General features: G+C 34.4%; 23 protein-coding genes, 2 tRNA genes and 1 pseudogene. 7 read left to right on the forward strand and 19 right to left on the reverse strand.

Features of this window, described 5'->3' with window-relative positions; genetic code table 11:
- Positions 1 to 63 precede the first annotated feature (63 nt).
- The 11 genes and pseudogenes from MTZ49_RS10915 to MTZ49_RS10965 form a co-directional block, all read right to left on the reverse strand.
- Complete coding sequence (locus tag MTZ49_RS10915; RefSeq protein ID WP_264745580.1) at positions 64 to 411, reverse strand: hypothetical protein; 348 nt, start codon at positions 409 to 411, stop codon at positions 64 to 66.
- Positions 395 to 577 (reverse strand): carbon storage regulator CsrA, encoded by a 183-nt coding sequence (csrA, locus tag MTZ49_RS10920; protein ID WP_264747875.1) that lies wholly within the window; start codon positions 575 to 577, stop codon positions 395 to 397. Before csrA ends, MTZ49_RS10915 begins: the two co-directional genes overlap by 17 nt.
- 63 nt (positions 578 to 640) lie before the next feature.
- Positions 641 to 748, reverse strand: a pseudogene (locus MTZ49_RS10925) (carbon storage regulator); the annotation flags it as partial.
- Positions 749 to 770: 22 nt separating this feature from the next.
- The gene (locus tag MTZ49_RS10930) at positions 771 to 1,508 is read right to left on the reverse strand and encodes a DUF2786 domain-containing protein (protein ID WP_264745581.1); all 738 of its coding nucleotides are present in this window, start codon (positions 1,506 to 1,508) and stop codon (positions 771 to 773) included.
- Positions 1,505 to 1,906 carry a hypothetical protein gene (locus tag MTZ49_RS10935; RefSeq protein WP_264745582.1) on the reverse strand — a complete coding sequence of 134 codons (402 nt, stop codon included), beginning with the start codon at positions 1,904 to 1,906 and terminating at the stop codon, positions 1,505 to 1,507. The genes MTZ49_RS10930 and MTZ49_RS10935 overlap by 4 nt, the downstream gene beginning before the upstream one ends.
- Positions 1,903 to 2,232 carry a hypothetical protein gene (locus tag MTZ49_RS10940; RefSeq protein ID WP_264745583.1) on the reverse strand — a complete coding sequence of 110 codons (330 nt, stop codon included), beginning with the start codon at positions 2,230 to 2,232 and terminating at the stop codon, positions 1,903 to 1,905. The genes MTZ49_RS10935 and MTZ49_RS10940 overlap by 4 nt, the downstream gene beginning before the upstream one ends.
- 5 nt (positions 2,233 to 2,237) lie before the next feature.
- The gene (locus MTZ49_RS10945; RefSeq protein ID WP_264745584.1) at positions 2,238 to 2,474 is read right to left on the reverse strand and encodes a hypothetical protein; all 237 of its coding nucleotides are present in this window, start codon (positions 2,472 to 2,474) and stop codon (positions 2,238 to 2,240) included.
- Positions 2,467 to 2,664, reverse strand: coding sequence for a hypothetical protein (locus MTZ49_RS10950; protein ID WP_264745585.1), 198 nt, complete (start codon positions 2,662 to 2,664; stop codon positions 2,467 to 2,469). Before MTZ49_RS10950 ends, MTZ49_RS10945 begins: the two co-directional genes overlap by 8 nt.
- Positions 2,665 to 4,107 (reverse strand): replicative DNA helicase, encoded by a 1,443-nt coding sequence (gene dnaB / locus MTZ49_RS10955; RefSeq protein ID WP_264745586.1) that lies wholly within the window; start codon positions 4,105 to 4,107, stop codon positions 2,665 to 2,667.
- A complete protein-coding gene (locus MTZ49_RS10960; protein WP_264745587.1) occupies positions 4,104 to 4,712 on the reverse strand; it encodes a hypothetical protein in 609 nt (202 codons plus the stop codon). Before MTZ49_RS10960 ends, dnaB begins: the two co-directional genes overlap by 4 nt.
- 9 nt (positions 4,713 to 4,721) lie before the next feature.
- The gene (locus MTZ49_RS10965; protein WP_264745588.1) at positions 4,722 to 5,630 is read right to left on the reverse strand and encodes a ParA family protein; all 909 of its coding nucleotides are present in this window, start codon (positions 5,628 to 5,630) and stop codon (positions 4,722 to 4,724) included.
- A gap of 150 nt (positions 5,631 to 5,780) precedes the next feature.
- Between MTZ49_RS10965 and MTZ49_RS10970 the strand changes: the two genes are divergently transcribed.
- Positions 5,781 to 5,856, forward strand: a tRNA-Pro gene (locus MTZ49_RS10970).
- 15 nt (positions 5,857 to 5,871) lie between these two features.
- A tRNA-Lys gene (locus tag MTZ49_RS10975) sits at positions 5,872 to 5,947 on the forward strand.
- A 226-nt stretch (positions 5,948 to 6,173) separates the two neighbouring features.
- Here MTZ49_RS10975 and MTZ49_RS10980 read toward each other — a convergent pair.
- Both MTZ49_RS10980 and MTZ49_RS10985 read right to left on the reverse strand, forming a co-directional pair.
- The gene (locus tag MTZ49_RS10980; protein WP_264745589.1) at positions 6,174 to 7,151 is read right to left on the reverse strand and encodes a tyrosine-type recombinase/integrase; all 978 of its coding nucleotides are present in this window, start codon (positions 7,149 to 7,151) and stop codon (positions 6,174 to 6,176) included.
- 430 nt (positions 7,152 to 7,581) lie between these two features.
- Positions 7,582 to 8,184, reverse strand: coding sequence for a conjugal transfer nickase/helicase domain-containing protein (locus tag MTZ49_RS10985; RefSeq protein ID WP_264745590.1), 603 nt, complete (start codon positions 8,182 to 8,184; stop codon positions 7,582 to 7,584).
- Here MTZ49_RS10985 and MTZ49_RS10990 point away from each other — a divergent pair.
- The 3 genes from MTZ49_RS10990 to MTZ49_RS11000 all read left to right on the forward strand — a co-directional run bounded on the left by MTZ49_RS10990 (position 8,162) and on the right by MTZ49_RS11000 (position 10,132).
- Positions 8,162 to 8,932 (forward strand): hypothetical protein, encoded by a 771-nt coding sequence (locus MTZ49_RS10990; protein ID WP_264745591.1) that lies wholly within the window; start codon positions 8,162 to 8,164, stop codon positions 8,930 to 8,932. The genes MTZ49_RS10985 and MTZ49_RS10990 overlap by 23 nt on opposite strands.
- Before the next feature lie 90 nt (positions 8,933 to 9,022).
- Positions 9,023 to 9,712 (forward strand): hypothetical protein, encoded by a 690-nt coding sequence (locus MTZ49_RS10995; protein ID WP_264745592.1) that lies wholly within the window; start codon positions 9,023 to 9,025, stop codon positions 9,710 to 9,712.
- 9 nt (positions 9,713 to 9,721) lie between these two features.
- Positions 9,722 to 10,132, forward strand: coding sequence for a hypothetical protein (locus MTZ49_RS11000; RefSeq protein ID WP_264745593.1), 411 nt, complete (start codon positions 9,722 to 9,724; stop codon positions 10,130 to 10,132).
- A 211-nt stretch (positions 10,133 to 10,343) separates the two neighbouring features.
- Here the strand turns inward: MTZ49_RS11000 and MTZ49_RS11005 are convergent, their stop codons facing one another.
- From MTZ49_RS11005 to tssI, 5 genes are all read right to left on the reverse strand, one after another.
- The gene (locus MTZ49_RS11005) at positions 10,344 to 10,820 is read right to left on the reverse strand and encodes a DUF943 family protein (RefSeq protein ID WP_264745594.1); all 477 of its coding nucleotides are present in this window, start codon (positions 10,818 to 10,820) and stop codon (positions 10,344 to 10,346) included.
- Positions 10,820 to 11,731 carry a hypothetical protein gene (locus MTZ49_RS11010; protein WP_264745595.1) on the reverse strand — a complete coding sequence of 304 codons (912 nt, stop codon included), beginning with the start codon at positions 11,729 to 11,731 and terminating at the stop codon, positions 10,820 to 10,822. The genes MTZ49_RS11005 and MTZ49_RS11010 overlap by 1 nt, the downstream gene beginning before the upstream one ends.
- Before the next feature lie 28 nt (positions 11,732 to 11,759).
- Entirely contained in the window at positions 11,760 to 12,422 is a 663-nt protein-coding gene (locus tag MTZ49_RS11015; protein WP_264745596.1) for a hypothetical protein, read from the reverse strand.
- A gap of 69 nt (positions 12,423 to 12,491) precedes the next feature.
- Positions 12,492 to 13,412, reverse strand: a complete 921-nt coding sequence (locus MTZ49_RS11020) for a hypothetical protein (RefSeq protein WP_264745597.1) — start codon at positions 13,410 to 13,412, stop codon at positions 12,492 to 12,494.
- A gap of 3 nt (positions 13,413 to 13,415) precedes the next feature.
- Positions 13,416 to 15,926 carry a type VI secretion system Vgr family protein gene (tssI, locus tag MTZ49_RS11025; RefSeq protein ID WP_264745598.1) on the reverse strand — a complete coding sequence of 837 codons (2,511 nt, stop codon included), beginning with the start codon at positions 15,924 to 15,926 and terminating at the stop codon, positions 13,416 to 13,418.
- A gap of 127 nt (positions 15,927 to 16,053) precedes the next feature.
- Here tssI and MTZ49_RS11030 point away from each other — a divergent pair, with 127 nt between their 5' ends.
- Both MTZ49_RS11030 and MTZ49_RS11035 read left to right on the forward strand, forming a co-directional pair.
- Complete coding sequence (locus MTZ49_RS11030; protein WP_264745599.1) at positions 16,054 to 16,614, forward strand: hypothetical protein; 561 nt, start codon at positions 16,054 to 16,056, stop codon at positions 16,612 to 16,614.
- Between the two features lie 11 nt (positions 16,615 to 16,625).
- Positions 16,626 to 16,823: a hypothetical protein gene (locus MTZ49_RS11035; protein ID WP_264745600.1), complete on the forward strand. Its 198-nt coding sequence runs from the start codon at positions 16,626 to 16,628 to the stop codon at positions 16,821 to 16,823.
- Positions 16,824 to 16,857: 34 nt separating this feature from the next.
- Here the strand turns inward: MTZ49_RS11035 and MTZ49_RS11040 are convergent, their stop codons facing one another.
- Complete coding sequence (locus MTZ49_RS11040; RefSeq protein WP_264745601.1) at positions 16,858 to 17,088, reverse strand: thermonuclease family protein; 231 nt, start codon at positions 17,086 to 17,088, stop codon at positions 16,858 to 16,860.
- Between the last annotated feature and the right edge of the window lie 291 nt (positions 17,089 to 17,379).

The following is a 17,379-nucleotide window of genomic DNA, read 5'->3' on the forward strand; positions in this document are numbered from 1 at the left end:
TAATTCCTTAAAAACCATTCTAGTATCTAATACAGGATTAACTTTCATTAGGTTGTAGTAGCTTCATTTTCCTTGTTCCCTTCTTTCTAAAGCTTTTAGCTTGTCCTTTAAATGTGCTAGCCATCCTTTATCAAATTGATAACATTTTTTTAGATTATGCTTAGCAAGTGCTATAGCTGTCTCTAAAGCCTCTTTCTCAGTAAGAAAATAGTTTTTATCAGCAGTAGTTGCACTGACTCTAATTATTTGATAACTGCTGCTACTAAAAAACACCTTTTCTACTCTGTTTGGCAGGGATTTAATTAAAATATCACCAACGCAATAAATATCATCTACACAATATCCTTCTGTTACTTGATAAATAACATCATTAGGTTTTAATGCCTTTAATTGTTCAATTGTTATTGCCATTGTGCTTTTCCTTCTGAATCCTCTGGTAAATCTCCTCTCTATGTACAGGTATATTTTTAGGAGCATTCACACCAATACGAACTTGATTACCTTGAACACCAAATACAATGATTTTTACATCATTACTTATCGCCAGTGTTTCATCTATATTTCTATTTAACTCTATATTGTTTATAGCTTTTGGCAGTAATGACTGATTATTTAAAATTCGATTAAGTACCTTATTAGGTGCTTTAATCCTTAACTTAACCTTGTTCTTATGAATAATCCTTATAGTGATTTTTACATCATCAGCAACTATTAATGATTCACCTACTCTACGGGTAAGTATTAGCATAGTTTTTCTCCTTGATTATTCATTAGTGTTGTCCTTCAAAAGACAAGCTAAGTTGTTCTTCGCTCGTGTGTTTCATTGCATGGGATAAATGAGCATTGTTACCTGCTACATACCCTGCAATCTTTGCCGAGTCATAACGTTTGTCTTTGGTCTTTTCAGCATATTTTATGGGTGTAGTGTCGTAATACTTTTCCACATAGGCATCAATCATATTGAGTGCTTGGTGGTTCTGAGCAAAATCCATCACTAAACCAATCACTGCATTGACCCAGTTATCAGCAAATAAGTCGGCTCTTCTACGACGGGTAGTTAAGCTACAATTAGGATGGAGTGTTTTTAGGTATTTTTTTCTAGCACTCTTAAGCTGTCTTTCTAAAACTTCAAAAGTATAACTAGCTAACTCTGAGGATGGTTCAATGCCAATAAAACGAATACGTTTAATATTTTCCAGATTACCCTTACGAGTGTAATCGTATTTATTAAACATGATAGTTCGACAGTCAAATGCTCTAGCACAGACACCTGCAAGGTGACTTTGCCACTGAGGTGGGTTTTTAGAGCCTTTGCCGATAATGACAAAGCTTTCAGAAATATTGTTAAGTTTTGGATCTGCTTCATCAATACCATACTTTTGCATTAATGCTTTAGCTTGACGTAATGCTGTATCTGCTTCATTACCAGTGCTTTTAGCAAATAATGCCAAGCATTTTTTGATTTTATCTAATGCCCAATCTCTATCTCTTTTATCCTTATTGCTCATAAACCCTCCCTGTGCTTAGTAGGTTGTTCATTTGCATTAAATGGTTTTTTAAGTAGGGGTACTGTAATTTCTTCTATTCCATATTTGGCATCAACTATGGCTTTGTATTGATTGATACGATCAAGGTAGTAGAAGGGTAGAAATTCATTAAATATTCTAAAGATAAGTTCTTCAGCTGCTAATTTATGTTGAGTATTAATAAATACTTTGTGTGTATAAATGAAGGGTCTGCTAACATTAATATCAGTAATGATGACAACATCACCCAGTGTTCTCCAGATAGGGAGTTCTTCAGATGTAATTAATAAGTGTTCAGTAGGTACACTCACTAAATATTGTACTTTTAAGATAAGCTCAAACAGTTGTCTTGTTTCTAATTTGGGGATATTTAGGTTCATCTATTTTTCTCCAAGACGTTAGATGCTATTTTTTGAATAGATTTGAATTTAAAGCTCGTTAAGATTGTATGTGCACTATTGCTTGTATTTATTACTTCAACTCTATAGCGTTCATGTGGTTCTAAATCACGCCTTGCAACTTTTTTTCTCAGTAGTTTTTCAACAGCTTCAAGATAGATAAGTGATGGAAAAATACCTTCAACTTTTATAATGAGTGGGATCTCTGTATTAATAAAGTCTATAACCAAACTGGCACCTTTTTGCCATTGCAAGGTTTCAAACCCATAAAAATCACAGAGATAAAGCTGATTTTCTTTGGTTGTCATGGCTATCACTTGTTATCCTTAACTTTGCCAACGATAGTATTGCAGTAATAGCAAACGGCCCATTTATCCTCTTTAATTTTTGCTAGAGGATATAAATCGTATGTATGAGTTTTATTTCCTTGGTAGTCAAAAAGTTGCGTTGCTTTTCCTTTAAATCTAAAGGTTGTAAAATATTCTGTGCAATAACAAACAGGACAAGCTAACACCTGTTTTTTGGCTCTATCAATAACAATTCTAGTCATTGTTGTCTCCTGATAATGTTGTAGGTGCGATTCGATAAAAATCTTCACAGTCACACTTGGGACAAATATCTACTACGCTGTCTACGCCACAATATTCTTCTTCTCTTGTGGCTTTTTCATCATGCTCACCTGTCCATCCACACTCACAGCATTCAAATAAGCTTTTTTCATATTCTTTAATAAATGTCATTTAATAACTCCCTGTAGCTAAATTTTTAAAACTGGTTTGGCTTGCAATAAAAGAAGTTTTTACTGTGCCTATAGGTCCATTACGGTGTTTACCTAGTATGATCTCCGCAGTACCTGCATCTATGCTGTCAGGGTGATAGACTTCATCTCGATAGATAAACATAATGACATCAGCATCTTGTTCAATTGCTCCAGAGTCACGTAAATCCGCATTAACAGGTCGTTTATTGCCTCGTTTTTCAAGATCACGATTAAGCTGGGATAATGCCACCACTGGACAATTAAAATCCTTTGCCAATGCTTTTAGTGCCCTAGTTATGGCAGACACTTCATTATTTCGATTTTCTGAATTGCCTGTGCTGCTAATGAGTTGTAGATAATCAATTAAAATAAGGAGTGGAGAACCATATTTGCGTGCAGCACGTTTGGCTTTAGAACGTATCATGGTAGTAGTCAGGCTTGCACTGTCATCAATAATCAATACATTTTCATAGCTATTTATTTTATTAATCGCCAGTGCTAGTTGATCAAACTCATTGATACCATTATTATCAGGACTTAATTGTCCTGTCATAATAGATTTTAGGTTAAGACCTCCTAAATTGGCGATACAGCGCATAATTAGCTGTTCAGTGGGCATTTCCAAGGAGAATACTAAAATATGTTTTTTATCAGGTGGAGCGATAGATTCTTGTTGCCCAATATCTTTAGCTTTATTTTTGGCTTCTAACTTTTTATATTCTTCCTGTTCTTTGATAATGCTATCAACAGCAGATAGGGCAAACTGGAGAGCAAGTGTCGTTTTGCCCATTGAAGGTCTACCTGCCAAAATAATTAAGTCAGATTTTTGTAGCCCTGATGTTTGATAATCAAGATCCGTTAAACCTGTTGATACACCTGTAACAGGATTACCACTATTAAAGTGGGTATCAATTTTGTCAACAATACCTGCTAACACTAGATTTATATTAGCGAAGTCTTTTTGCCCTGTTTGTTTTTGAGTAATATCAAACAGTTTTTGATCAGCCAACGCAACAACAGTCTGACTCTTAGCTTCTTTAGTGACTGCTGCTGTCTTTATTTCATCAGAATACTGGATAATTTGGCGTAAGGCAGAACGTTCTTTAACAATTTTTGCATAGTTTTTTATATTGGCAACTGAAGGAATGTTACGGGCAAGTTCTGCCACATAACCTAATATATTATCTACATTGGATAGTTGTTTAGTAGAGGATATTTTATCGGCTAATGTCACTACATCAAACGGTTGGCTTTCACTATGTAAACGCTGTATTGCATTAAAAATAACCCGATGATCATGGCGATAAAAATCCTGTTGTTCAATTATTTCAATCAAGTCATCAAAGGTGGTGTTATCAAGCATTAAGCCACCTAGTACCGCTTGTTCTGCTTCAGTGGAGTAGGGTATGTTAAGTTTTTTCATGACTCACATCCCCTTCTTCTACCGTAACTTGCCTGTAAATAAGCTTTTACAAGTGAAGACCACGCTATACCAGAATAATTTAATACGGATCCTTTATGAAAAGGAGTTGAACCTGTTAAATTATTAGTGATATCACAGAATAAAGTTTCAGGGCTTGTGTTATATTCCTTACAAACTTCCTCCATTTCTTTAGGAATGAGTAGACTCAAGACTTTGGTGTTATCTGAAATATACTTCCCACCAAAATCAGGAATAATGCCATTAGGAGCTAGAAAACCTCCAGAGTGTTTTTCATTTCTCCAACCAATTAGATCATAAGGTGAATTATGATAATTTGTTGTTATATCCAATTCTGGAGCACGTCTTAAACTCTGATCTTGATAGATTTCAAAATAGTAACCTTGATTTAAGGGAGCTTGTTGAATAGAGCCATATTTTTTTAATAGCCCAGTCCTTTTATCCCATACTTCATCACTTTTAGTTCTTTCTTTATAAGTGGATGGGAGTTGAAGTTCTGAACCATCTCTCAAGAAAACTATATCGTAGCCACTGTCAGTTTTGCTATAACCGATGAAAATGGCATCACAGAAAGTTAAATCTTTCATACCATTCTCCTAAACTGATTGCGCTATCCTTTTTTGGAAGATAGTTTCTAACATATCTGGTGTTAATTTATTAAAATCTTCTTGCCACTCTGGAAACACTTCACAAGCAAGGTTTTTTAAACTATCCAAAGCAGCAGGGGCAACTCTACCTTGAGGACGTTTAGTCTCATAGCGGTGGGCAGGTTCTTGTACAGTAGCTGCTTTGCGATAGGTAGCGATGGCAGGTATATAGGTTTCTAATACTTTAACTAAAGGATTAGTTTTGAAAGTGGATCTCAAGCCTTCAGCAATGATTTTAGAGTCGTTAGAGCCATAATCAGCACGATTGATAAGAAGTTGTACTTGAGGAATATGAATACCTAATAATGAATAGGCTTCAATTAGCTCTATGAAAAGTTGGATAGTGCCACGACTAAACTCTCTAGCTGCTAACATTTCTGGTGGAACAGGGGAGATAGCTAGATCAGAGGCAATAATACTCATTTTTAAAGTGGTTGATCTCGCACCTTGAGTATCAAAAAGTATGACATCATAGTGGGGACGAAAAATAGGTAATAGATTATATAATTTAAGCTCACCACCAGGGGCATCAGAGAGTAACTTATTTAATAAGTTTTGGTGATCATTGGAGATAATAATATCTAAGTTAGGCAATGTTGTTTTAGAAACAATTTCATCAAGATTGCGATTGTTTTGACCTATAAACTCAATGGTACCTTTGTCTTTTGTTAGTTCTAGGTTGAAATAACTTGATAGGGTAGGTTGGGTATCAAGATCAACAAGTAAAACTTTTTTACCTGAGTCAGCAATAAATGCTCCGAGATTGGCAGCAGTAGTAGTTTTACCTACCCCACCTTTTGTTGAAACAATAGATATAACTTTTGCACTATGAGTGCTTGAATTTGCTGAGTTGTTCATGGCTCGTGTCTCTGTATTAATAAATAAAAAATATTAAATACAAAGACTTGTACAATTTTTTCTAACTCCTAGACCAAATGACTTCCCAGATCAAATGACTGTTAATCATTGGGTCCCTGGTTCGAGCCCAGGTCGCGGAGCCAAATTTATCGGAGTATAGCGCAGTTGGTAGCGCGCCTGCTTTGGGAGCAGGATGTCGGGAGTTCGAGTCTCTCTACTCCGACCAAATTCAAAAGAATTTGGGTCGTTAGCTCAGTCGGTAGAGCAGCTGGCTTTTAACCAGTTGGTCATAGGTTCGAATCCTATACGACCCACCACTTTTAACATTATGGATTGCCGTCCATTATGTTTAGCGAAACTGTATGTAAAGTATCTCAATTTGGTTACATACTCTTTCAGAATATAACGCCTACAGAAATTTATCAAGATATTTCTGTAGGCGTTTTTCTTTTTACAGTGTTTATTTAATTAATAAGTTATTAAACATGTCTCGTTAATAATGCTATTTCAATCTTCTCAATCCTCCTATTAATCGGTCTTATGCTAACCTCTGTGATCAAGTAATGTTTTAATAGAATTTAAGTCAGCTTCCACATATTCAAGTGTTGTCTTGATATTAGTGTGACCTAATAATTCTTTTACTAAATGTAAATTACGTTCAGGCTCCTTCATTAAATCTGTACCTAGCGTATGTCGAAAGCGATGAGGTGTTATCTGTATACCAATTCGCTTTGATATATACTCAAACACATTAGAAACCCGATCTGCTTGCATCACTTTGCTCATACGAGAGTTTTTGTGATCACTAAAGCGATTCACATTAAACAGCTGATCCTCTGCTTTAAAGTGCAACAAGCTTGCTCGCCATAACAGTTTTCCTAAATGGGGCAGTAATTGATCACTAATGGGTATCTCATACTCACGCCATGTTTTAGAACCCTCAATACGGATCTTGATCAACTGTTTCTTCAAATGAACGTCGCCCACTCTCAAATGGATCAGTTGATTACGTCTCATACCCGTATAGTAAAAAGTTTCAAATACTGTTTGCCAGAACCATACAGGATGCAGTTTTCCTATATCTTTGCCTTTCTCCTCATCCAGTTGGGCACCTGCTAAAAATAGTCTAGCTTGTGTTACTTGGTGTAATGAAAGAGTCTTTTTCCTTTTGCTAGGCGAAGTAATCGCCATCTTATAAAAGGGATTGCGATCCATTGTTAATATACCCGTATCAATGGCATGATTAAAAATAGCTTTTAAATGCCTAACATGTGTATTCCCACTGTTAGCAGATAGCCCATTGACTAGCTCATACGTTCGCCATTTCGCTACTAATGATGGGCTAAGACTGTTTGCATCAGAGTCAAACTCAATCCAGTGATCAGCACAATAACTCGCTAAACCACTTTCAAGCTTTCTAATACTTGCTCTGTAACTATTCTCAGTAGTAGACCTAATAATACGAGTAGCAAGATAGCTTTCAAGCAGTGTTTGATAGGTTAAAATGTTAGAAAAAGTCATAGCAATGCCTCCAATTTAACGACCATGTCAAATCGGTGGATTGACAGATAAGGCAGTATTTCTTGAGTAGCTGACGTTTGGTATCCTTACCCGTTTTCCTTGGCCTGTCTCGTTGCATACTTCCATTAAAAAGAGATAGCCTACTACCTGCTTTATCCAACCATGTATCTACAGGGTATAGTTTGTCTGTGAAAATTCTATTTTGAATAAATAGAGATAGGGAGCATCGTTCTTCTTGATCATATTGCCCTCCTTGATGTTGATTGACTACCAGCTTTTTTGATGGATTTACTATACTATTTTTATACCTGTAATGTAAGAAAAATATTACATGTAAATGAAAATATTCTACTTGATTGTAAAAGTGATTTTTGTATATTATCAAAAGACTTATAGCTCTATTTTTACCTCCTTTACAAGAACATTTCACCTATTCATCCTCCTTTTCAAGTTCAATAAAAGGATTCTCATGGGGTGTAAATTCCTTAAAGAATAGAGAAGGTTCTAATAAATATCCCTTAATGATCTGTCCTTTCTTACGGGGGGCTGATACAGTACATTGCCATATATTTAAATCATTCTTCTTTTTACTATGTAATTTAAGCTTTTCAAAACTACTCTGAATCACTTTCCAATGCTCTTTTTTAGTGTTATCAATGACTTTTGCTAATTCAGGGTATTCGTTATAGAAACGTTGAAAGATACTAGGGGAGACAATAAATAATTTACCTTGAATAATATGCAATTTAGCATCTTTATCATTGATTTTAAGTTTATGCTGACTAATACGGTGTTTTAACCATTCAATAAACTTCTCACCTAATGCTGTTTTAGAAAGGGGAGTATCAAAACTAAAGGTCAGTTTAGATGAGTTTATATCTATAACTGGTGCAGATTGATTAGCTACACTTAATTCAAATACTTCAGCATAGGTATTATTAAATAAACTAACTTCTGCTGTATTTTCCTCTGTATCTTGAATAGAACCACTTTCTATTACAGGATCATCAATGGTTACTTCATTAGTATCCATATCAAACAATGATAAAATATCATCAGTATCATTATCTGCATCAGTTATAGACAAATTCAATGGGGCGGGGGATAGGGCATCTACAGTAGCGGTATTATTTGCATTATCTAACTCATCAAAATTAACATCATCTTCAACTTTTTTATTGGTTACTGCTTTATTAGCTTTCTTTGCAGTAAATGATTTTAATGAAATAGGTAATCAGCTAAATCACGTATTCTTAGAATGTACCAGAGAAGCCTTATTAAATGCGGTATCTCAGGAAAACAGAGAAAAAATACGTGCCATGCTAATACTACAGGAGGATCTACAAGAGGACTCTACTCAAGATCAGTTTGTTATTCGATTTTTAGATAGAAGTTTAGACTATGTAGATCATGCTGTATTAGATGACTTTTTTCATTCATTACAAAACTATGAGCGAGATTATTTAGCTAATAACCTTACGAGAAAAGTAACGTTTTCATTAAAAGCTCCTAATCAGTTGATTGATTCATTGTTAGCAATAGAGGGATTAAATACCTTCCTTTATCAAACAGCAGTTGAACCAACGGATAAGAGGGAATATGAAACGTATATATTGCACCAAGGACTCATTAGACAATTATGGAAGTCACAACAAATAAGTTTTGAAAAGCTGTCTCAGCTTCATAGCTTAATACGCCCTTATATGGGGAGATTAAGAGAGGATTCTGTGACACATCCTTTTAATGCTGAATTTATTGTGATTAACGTAAAAGCTAACTAAGTCCTAAAACACCACCCATTGGGGAAGCATCATTCCTCAGTGGGAATGGTGTTTCTCCAAATTAACTAGTATTTATTTGGAGATTTAATTATGAGTCGTGTCATTGTGGCATTAACAGAGACTGGCTATTCACCTATTGCAGATAGTCTTTATGAGTATATTCAACTTGAGGGTAGTTTACCTGAAGAAGATGAAGTTATAGCGTTATTTAAAGATAATGCAGGTAACTTATCAGAATATGGTCACAAGCTAAATAGGGTGTTTATAGAGCGTGTACGAAAAATTTTATTAAATAGCATTCCTACACTCAACTATGAGCAAGCTAAAAAACTTCTAAGAATAGAGGAAAACTTCTCTAAGGAAGATTCTAGTAATGATAGGTTTAACATTAGCTTTGCAGGAATAACCTATTTAGATCCTTCTACTGAAGAATTAGAAGATCTTAATGAAACCATTAGTAATTATAATCTTAATTACTTACAAGGCAATGTAGTAGCTAATACTTATACTTTGTCAGTTCCTATTGAAGTAGTAAATAGGATAAAAGAAATTGATACCGATTGTATTTGTGAGCAGTTAGTTGATTACAGTTGTGGTGTATCCAGTACTCATATTATTGAGACAGGGTATCTACGAGAAAGTGCTGAAACATTAGGTGATCATGCCCTTAAGTACTATGAAGCTATTTGGAAGATAATCAGTGATTATATTCCAAACTTTATGGTGATTAAGGAGCATAAGCCTGATTTCATAGTACTTTATGTATCCTATGCAGATTAGGGGGTGTTTATGAAAAATAAACTCTACTACACACTGTGTCAACTAGATGGTGCTCATATTGCACAAAGACTCTATCCATTTTTGGTAGATACAGGTCTTATTCCTGATGTTGAAGATACATTAGAGTTAATGTTTGATGCTTATTCAAGTGTTGAAGGTAAAATGACTACTAATGAAATGGCAGCATTTATGAATGTAGACCAAAGAGAAAGACTAAAGACATACATCGAATGTCATTTAGTCCAAGTAGAAAACAGAGAAGCACTTAGGGAGGCATTAGTTTATGATGAATACACGAATGTGAATCATCCTAGTGAAGATCGGTTTTGTATATTTTTTCAAGGTAAAGGTTATAGCCCAACGGTTGAAAACATTGAAGCATTATGTAGAACAATCAATGAGTTTGAGCGAACACTATAACTATTAACCAACATAAAACATTCAACTTACCTACTAGGAGAAGTTCTTACCTAGTAGGTAGGGATCTCTCCTATACATATGGGGATTTCATAATGGATGTAAGAAAGTATGATGTACCTATTACACAACCAAAGAAACTGAGTAAAAAGCAAATAGATATATTTAAGGCGTTTTACTTAAAGTTAGAAAGCCCTCTTATTAGAGGGTTTTTCTATTTAAAGCAATCATCGTCTGGTGATAGAATAGTATCTTTATAATGATGAGCCATACAAAAGGGATTATGAAAAGATAATATAAAATAATCTTTAGAAGTATAATAGCTAACACCCAGTATAAGCTGATCTTTATCTATACATTTAGCTTCAGCTTTAATGTCTTTACTAAAGCAATATTCATTTTCAAAATGGCGTGGCTCTTTATAGGTTGGTTCCATAAATACAATTGAGTTTGCTTCCTCAACTAGCTCAATATGATATTTTTCTTTTAGTACAGGCTGAATTTTTAACCAATAATCATACATGCTTTTATGATTTGTTGGAGCATTCTGCAAAATAACTACTACGGAATCTTCTCGTAAATCCACTTCTTTATAGACAGTAATAATTTGTGGTTCTGCTATCACATAACGAACACCCCAAAATACTAGTAAAAAGAGTAATAGGATAAGTGTTAATATTTTACGTTTCATCAAGATTTATTTTTTCTATGATCGTTAAATACACCTTGATGCGTTGTTTGTATAGTTGTACCTGACTTATAGCTTTTCATAGGGTTTGCTGCTGGATAGGATTTTAACTGTTCGGGAGTTAACTCCAAAACTCCTCCATCTTGACCTTGTAGTGCTTTTAATGCTTCTTGTCGATTAGCTGCTATCATATATGTTGGCCCTACACTCCAACTGCCAGGTGCAGAAGCCACTCTAGCATAGGTCGTTACTCGATAATCAGGATAGAATGATGGATAAGAATATGTGGTTTGTCCCCATACAGCTACATTCTTAAAATTATTCAATTTAGATAGTCGGATAGCAAAACCATCTACTGAGTCTGTTCCTGACTTACAACCATAAAAAACACACCTAGCTCCTGAAGGTTTCCAGTTAAAATCAATTGCATCCCAACCATCCGTGATAGCCATCTGATGAGGCCATTCTTTTGAAGCAGGTGGATTAACAGCAGTTTGATAGCTTATAGGACCATCTAATCCTGAATGAGAACAGACACCAATCTCTAATGTTTCAACTTTATCAGGACCACCATATTTAGTTATCCAGTTTTTTACAATAGTTCCTATTTCATGGATTGCTTGAATAGGAGGGCAGTGTACTTTGTGTTTGTTTTTATTATACCAACTTGAATTATAAATGTTATTAAGCCTGGTTTGTACTGTCTCAGAAAACAGACTATTGCCTGTATAACGAATAGTACCTTGATCTCGTTCTTTGACCCAAAATAATAGAATAAGTTGTAGCTTTTCTCTTGTAATATTTACAACAACATCATTTACTCCATTTGGAGTTGGTGGAGGTGCTGTTTGATTTGTGGATATTTTCCCTTTGCCTTGACTCTGGCTTTTGTCTTTTGCTTTATCATTTCCCATAAGCTAGCCTCCCTTGTAAACCTTAAACTTAGTTTGAATTGAGGAATATAGGTTTTTCTTTATCATAATATTCTAGGATTTCCTTTAATTCTTCAGGTGGTAAGCCCATTTTCTTTAAGTCATCGGGAAAAATGCCATAGGTCTTTTTTTGGTTTAACGGTTTGGATTTGAAGTAATCTACAGTTTCCTTAGTGATAGAGTCTCTTTTAAACTCTTGTTTATCAGCAGGAAAATTATTAAAAAATCTTGCTTTATAGGTTTCTTTTTCGTCATCTGATATTTCTGGATGTTGCTCGAAAAACTCTTCTAATGTGATGCCTTTATTAGTTTCAAAACCACTATTTTCATTTTTATAACGTGTCGTAGCAAAGTGTTTTAAATAGATTTGGTTATCCTTTACTAAAATGTGTAAATCATTAATTCGATCACTCATGCTGCCATTAAGAGGTTTAAATAGATTTTCAAATTGCATCATTCCAACTTGATCACCATAAGAGAAATAAACTTCATAGAAATCAGCTTCGTTTTTTACTTTATACTGTTTATTATCTTTTAATAAAGTTTGAGTTTTAGAATCTGTATAAGCAGGGTAATTTTTACCCATCTGAATAGTGCGAATATTAATTGTTATTTTTTCGACAAGTTGCTTATCACCAATCACATTAAAGCTAGGTTCTGAATTTTCATTCATAAAATCACATCCATTAAGAAAGATTAGAGTAATTGCTAAAATAATAAATTTGTTAATCTGTTTCATAAGTTAGTTGATACTAGGTTGTCTGTGATCGTTAAAAAATCCTTGGTGCGTAGTCATTGCGATATTTCCTTTTACGAAGCATCTCATAGGGTTAGCTTTAGGATATTGATTCTTTTCTAAATCTTTGTCTGATAAAAAGAAATAGCCAGTCAATTTAGAAGAAAACTTCATTGCATCCCAACCTTTACCGCCATCACACCCTACCATATATGTATGTCCTATATCAAACGCATAGGGTACTTGTATCTCAGAAGCTCTGATAACATTAGAAACTCTGTAAGTTGGATAAAATGATGGATAAGATGCTGTGGATTGTCCCCAAATAGCTACACCTTCACAATTATCTAAAGTTGCTAGTCTTTTAGCAAAACCATTATTCGCATCTGTTCCAGAGTTACATCCATAAAAGACATAACGTCCTCCTACTTTTACCCAATTATAGTCAATGCTATCCCAACCATCTTTGATAGCCATTTGATGAGGAAATACATCATTGTTTGGTGGAGTTACTTTTGTAAGATAAGTTATTGGACCATCTAATCCACAATGAGAAAAGACGCCAATTTCTAAGGTTTCTACTTTTTCTTTACCACCATACTTTTCTGTCCAATTTTTTATAATGGGTCCTATTTCGTGAACAGCATAAATAGGTATAGAGTGTATTTTATGGATTTTTTCATCATACCAGGTGGCTTTCTTTATATTCTGTAGTCTAGTTTGTGCAGACTCTGAAAACCAAGCCTTATCTTTATATCTTGGAATAGGTATATTGTCTTTTTCTGCTACCCAAAAAAGCAGTATAAGCTTCAATTTTTTTGAATTATTTCTAGAAATATTAACAACAACATTATTAACTCCATTTTTTATGGAGGATACTGTTGTTTGAGCGCTTGATACTTTTCCTTTTTGATTGTCTTTTTGCATTGTTTAAACTTCCTTTTCAATACATAGATGTACATCAACAATTTCGTTTGTAGCCGAATAAAATATTCTAGTACAACCTTCTTTGTCTGTGAGACCTTCTAGGCTAGTACCATCTTCAAAATAAGCGATATATTCTGTACTTGCATAAGGTTTTTGTTCATCATCCAAAAATTGAAAACGAACATTATTTTTTTGTTCTATCTCAGGATTAGTCAACATTGTTTCTTCTGTATCTTGATTATCGTCTAATATAAGATGAACATCTACATCATCAGCCTCCCCACTATAAAAAACTTTGGTGTATCCATCTTTATCAGTGACACCTTGAGTTGTATTACCATCAGGTAAATAAGCAATGTATGGTGTATTAGCATAAGGTTTCTGCATATTATCTTTAAATTGAAATCTAAGATTATTAGAGTTCTGAACATAAGGCAGTAATGAAACAGGGGGAGCCGATACCATTTCTACAGCTTTGGTTTTATTTAACGGAGCTAAAGGTACAGCAGGGGAACCTTCCATAGGTACACCCCCTGTCCACTGTGGGGTAGTCATCCATATACCTGCTGGATTTAATACTATATGTTGACCACCTGCTTTTAGTGTTAAGGATAAGCCACCATCAATGACACACTGCATACCCGCTTTCAGGTGAATTTCCTGACCTGCTTCAGTCGTTAATATCGTCCCAATCGTGGTATGTTCTGTTTGTTCTACCGTCTTATAATCATTCATTAGAATCTGTGTTTTACGATCTAATTGAGTTAAATGATGTTCTTCACTTTCATTCTTGGTATAACGGTTCTTTTTAATCGTTTCGCTATGTTCATTATTTACTTGAAGGTGTGAGTTATTATTAACTTGTACAGTGTGGTTATTTTTAGTCAGCTGATCAAAATCTTTTTGTGCTTGCACAAAGATTTGTTCTTCACCAGCTTTATCTTCTATCCTAAATTCATTAGAACCAACACCACCTTGAGACGAACTGGTTTTAAATACCGATCGGGTTTTGTGAGCAGGTAACTCATAAGGGACTTTATTCACGCCATTATGTAGTGCTCCCACCACAATAGGAAAATCAGGGTCTCCTTCCTCATACTCCACTAAAACCTCCATGCCCACACGAGGTATGATAACGCTGCCATATCCCTTATGCGCCCAGTTAGAAGCGACCCTTACCCAATGAGACGAGTTTTCGTCATAATTGCCTTCTCTGTCCCAATGGCATTGAATTTTAACTCGACCATATTCATCGCAATAAATTTCCTCACCTGCTGCACCTGTTACAATGGCTGTTTGAGTGCCTAATACTTTAGGTTTTGGATAAAGTTTAGCAGGGCGGTAAGGTACATCACGCGGAGAAAGCACCATGACATTACGATAGCCTTGTGAAAAATCTTCCAAAGGAAATTGTAATGATTCTGAAGCAGGGTAGTTAAAGTACTTATCTAATTGACTGGCTGAAGTATTATTAGCTGTACCTACATCACCAAAGGCTTCTAAAACGCTAGGTTGCTTACCTGCATGACGGATCTCACGAATTAGCCAGGGCTGTTCAGTATCTTTTAGGGGATGATCAACAATAGAAATAAATAACCCTGCATGTAAACCAATCACATCGCCATAGGCTTCGGCTAATACCTGAGTAGCTCTTAGACGCTCTATTTCGATCTTAGCAAGCTGATCGGCTCTATTCTTATCTAAGTGTCTACTGGGATAATCATAACTCTCTAATAAGGGTTCTAAGGCTTTATTGGCTTTATCACTTAGTATACCTTGAGAGTTACCTTCAGGAGTCTTCATATTAGCAAAATTATAATTTCTAAAAGACACTTCCGTAGTACAACTGGATAAAGCTATATCAAAAGTCTTAATCACCCGTTCATTAGCAACAAACCCCGTATCACTGGCATACTTAATTGCTTGTGACAAACTAGAAAAGAATGGATTAGCATCAGCAAAGGTTAATTGATGACCCGATAACGAATGAGAAAAGAAATAAAAGATCCCTACAGATTCGGCTAAATGATTAATAAACTCATAATCTGATTGATCGTACTGCGTACAATACTCAAGGGTAGGATAAGTTTCTTTCAGCTTAAAAGAAAAATCGTGTCCTTCAGCTAACCCATATTCAGAAAGAACAACACTAATAATCTCTGGTACTGTCTTATCACGAAATACCCGTTGATTAACACGTTTCTTAAGGTGGGAGAGGGTAGGCGTAAGTACAACTTTAAACGTAGTATAATGATTACCTACAGCGGCTCGTTTGACGTTTTGAATAATGCCATGAATACCAGTGTTTTTACTGCTATCAAAGGATAAAAAAGCAGGTTTACTTAATAACTGAGTAATATCAAAACGTAAATGATCACAGACTAAAATTATCTCAACAGCATAATCACTAGAGATCGCTTCTATGCCATCAAACGATAAAACTTGCAAGTTTGCACTCGAATCAAGGCCTTGTACATCGAAATTAAAATGACTCGTGTTTGCAGGTTCAAACATAGGTACTCCTGTAATTCTTATCCTAAACTGTTGACCCATTATACTACACAAATATATTAAAAATATGTATTTAGTGTAAAAAAATGATGTATTTTATGTGTTAATTGGATGACTGAGAGGAATCAATATGAAAGTAGCTGTTATACATAAAGTAAAAGCAATAGATGATGAAACATTTAACTTTCTTGCAAAATATGAGCCTAAGTTTAGTGAAGAAAATGAAGTTCAGCGTGCTATTAATAGCTTTACAATTTTATGGATGATCTTTGAACAGTACTTTTTCGATAAAAATCCTCCACCCCACACAAGTCAATCTGATCAAATTACGAATATAGTGAAGAAATGGAGTAGTAGTAATCCATTGATAGATAATTTTTGGACTACAGAACTTCTTTATTTTAAAAATAGATATATTAAGACAAATGGTGGAACTACAGACTATTTTAGAAAATTACAACTTAGTTCTGAGTATTATAAGACATATGTTAAAAAGGTTTTATCAGGAGAGAGTAATGCTCCTAAAGATATACTTACTGCATTGTTATATATTATATTACGTTTTAGAAATAACTTGCTTCATGGTACTAAATGGCCTTCAGGAATGGATCAAAAAGAAAACTTTGATACATGTTCGAGCTTACTAAGATCATGTTTAGAACGATTTAAATATAATGCAGAAACTAATTAAGAGAAGTAATTATGGAAGATAAAGAAAAAACTTTACCTGTACTTGAAGTTATTAATTTAAAAGAGCCTGTCACAGTGCTAGATATTGTTCAGTCTGAAATAGTTTCTAAATGTCAGACATTACAACAAACTTATAATACAACACCATCAGTTATTAGTTATGTACAAGACTTGGACAAAGTACGACAAATACTTGCTGAAACCCCATAAATAATTGAAATAAATAGGGTCCATATAAGCTCGTTTATTTTTTACTCTTTCTATATTCCCAAGGAACTAGGGTTTTTTGAGACCATAGACCAACTTTATTATGTTTGGCTATAGCCTGTTCTTTATCATAGCCGCCATTTTTCTTAGCAAATGGATAATACCAAGCCATCCCTTGTTGAATCATATTTAAGTTAATATTAGTTAACCTTATACAACTTCCAATATGAGGGGAATCAGGGCAATTAGAGGGAATATGAATGTACATAGGTATTTCTGTAATTTTTATTCTAAGGTTTTGATCTTTTTTACTATATAACTGTATTAAAAATAGGTATTTAGTGTAAAAAAATGGTATGTGTTATGTGTTAAAAATTCTTATCAATTTTTCTTGTGATCCCTTCCTTATAGATTATAATTCAGGGGTAAGCTATTTTATCTTGATTTTGTAGAGTATTTATCCCTTGTTAATGTTTTTGCTACAGCTTTTCTTCATTCGCTTCTTAGAAGCAGTTCCATTTTTATCTAGCTCAATGAATAAAATAGATATATTTAAACT

It is taken from the genome of Entomomonas sp. E2T0, assembly GCF_025985425.1.
GTDB lineage: Bacteria > Pseudomonadota > Gammaproteobacteria > Pseudomonadales > Pseudomonadaceae > Entomomonas.

What these genes read in the sequence shown, in the direction of transcription:
- MTZ49_RS10915 (WP_264745580.1), bottom strand. Translation starts at nt 411, where the DNA reads ATGGCAATAACAATTGAACAATTAAAGGCATTAAAACCTAATGATGTT.
- MTZ49_RS10930 (WP_264745581.1), bottom strand. Translation starts at nt 1,508, where the DNA reads ATGAGCAATAAGGATAAAAGAGATAGAGATTGGGCATTAGATAAAATC.
- MTZ49_RS10935 (WP_264745582.1), bottom strand. Translation starts at nt 1,906, where the DNA reads ATGAACCTAAATATCCCCAAATTAGAAACAAGACAACTGTTTGAGCTT.
- MTZ49_RS10940 (WP_264745583.1), bottom strand. Translation starts at nt 2,232, where the DNA reads ATGACAACCAAAGAAAATCAGCTTTATCTCTGTGATTTTTATGGGTTT.
- MTZ49_RS10945 (WP_264745584.1), bottom strand. Translation starts at nt 2,474, where the DNA reads ATGACTAGAATTGTTATTGATAGAGCCAAAAAACAGGTGTTAGCTTGT.
- MTZ49_RS10950 (WP_264745585.1), bottom strand. Translation starts at nt 2,664, where the DNA reads ATGACATTTATTAAAGAATATGAAAAAAGCTTATTTGAATGCTGTGAG.
- dnaB (WP_264745586.1), bottom strand. Translation starts at nt 4,107, where the DNA reads ATGAAAAAACTTAACATACCCTACTCCACTGAAGCAGAACAAGCGGTA.
- MTZ49_RS10960 (WP_264745587.1), bottom strand. Translation starts at nt 4,712, where the DNA reads ATGAAAGATTTAACTTTCTGTGATGCCATTTTCATCGGTTATAGCAAA.
- MTZ49_RS10965 (WP_264745588.1), bottom strand. Translation starts at nt 5,630, where the DNA reads ATGAACAACTCAGCAAATTCAAGCACTCATAGTGCAAAAGTTATATCT.
- MTZ49_RS10980 (WP_264745589.1), bottom strand. Translation starts at nt 7,151, where the DNA reads ATGACTTTTTCTAACATTTTAACCTATCAAACACTGCTTGAAAGCTAT.
- MTZ49_RS10990 (WP_264745591.1), top strand. Translation starts at nt 8,162, where the DNA reads ATGGTTACTTCATTAGTATCCATATCAAACAATGATAAAATATCATCA.
- MTZ49_RS10985 (WP_264745590.1), bottom strand. Translation starts at nt 8,184, where the DNA reads ATGGATACTAATGAAGTAACCATTGATGATCCTGTAATAGAAAGTGGT.
- MTZ49_RS10995 (WP_264745592.1), top strand. Translation starts at nt 9,023, where the DNA reads ATGAGTCGTGTCATTGTGGCATTAACAGAGACTGGCTATTCACCTATT.
- MTZ49_RS11000 (WP_264745593.1), top strand. Translation starts at nt 9,722, where the DNA reads ATGAAAAATAAACTCTACTACACACTGTGTCAACTAGATGGTGCTCAT.
- MTZ49_RS11005 (WP_264745594.1), bottom strand. Translation starts at nt 10,820, where the DNA reads ATGAAACGTAAAATATTAACACTTATCCTATTACTCTTTTTACTAGTA.
- MTZ49_RS11010 (WP_264745595.1), bottom strand. Translation starts at nt 11,731, where the DNA reads ATGGGAAATGATAAAGCAAAAGACAAAAGCCAGAGTCAAGGCAAAGGG.
- MTZ49_RS11015 (WP_264745596.1), bottom strand. Translation starts at nt 12,422, where the DNA reads ATGAATGAAAATTCAGAACCTAGCTTTAATGTGATTGGTGATAAGCAA.
- MTZ49_RS11020 (WP_264745597.1), bottom strand. Translation starts at nt 13,412, where the DNA reads ATGCAAAAAGACAATCAAAAAGGAAAAGTATCAAGCGCTCAAACAACA.
- tssI (WP_264745598.1), bottom strand. Translation starts at nt 15,926, where the DNA reads ATGTTTGAACCTGCAAACACGAGTCATTTTAATTTCGATGTACAAGGC.
- MTZ49_RS11030 (WP_264745599.1), top strand. Translation starts at nt 16,054, where the DNA reads ATGAAAGTAGCTGTTATACATAAAGTAAAAGCAATAGATGATGAAACA.
- MTZ49_RS11035 (WP_264745600.1), top strand. Translation starts at nt 16,626, where the DNA reads ATGGAAGATAAAGAAAAAACTTTACCTGTACTTGAAGTTATTAATTTA.
- MTZ49_RS11040 (WP_264745601.1), bottom strand. Translation starts at nt 17,088, where the DNA reads ATGTACATTCATATTCCCTCTAATTGCCCTGATTCCCCTCATATTGGA.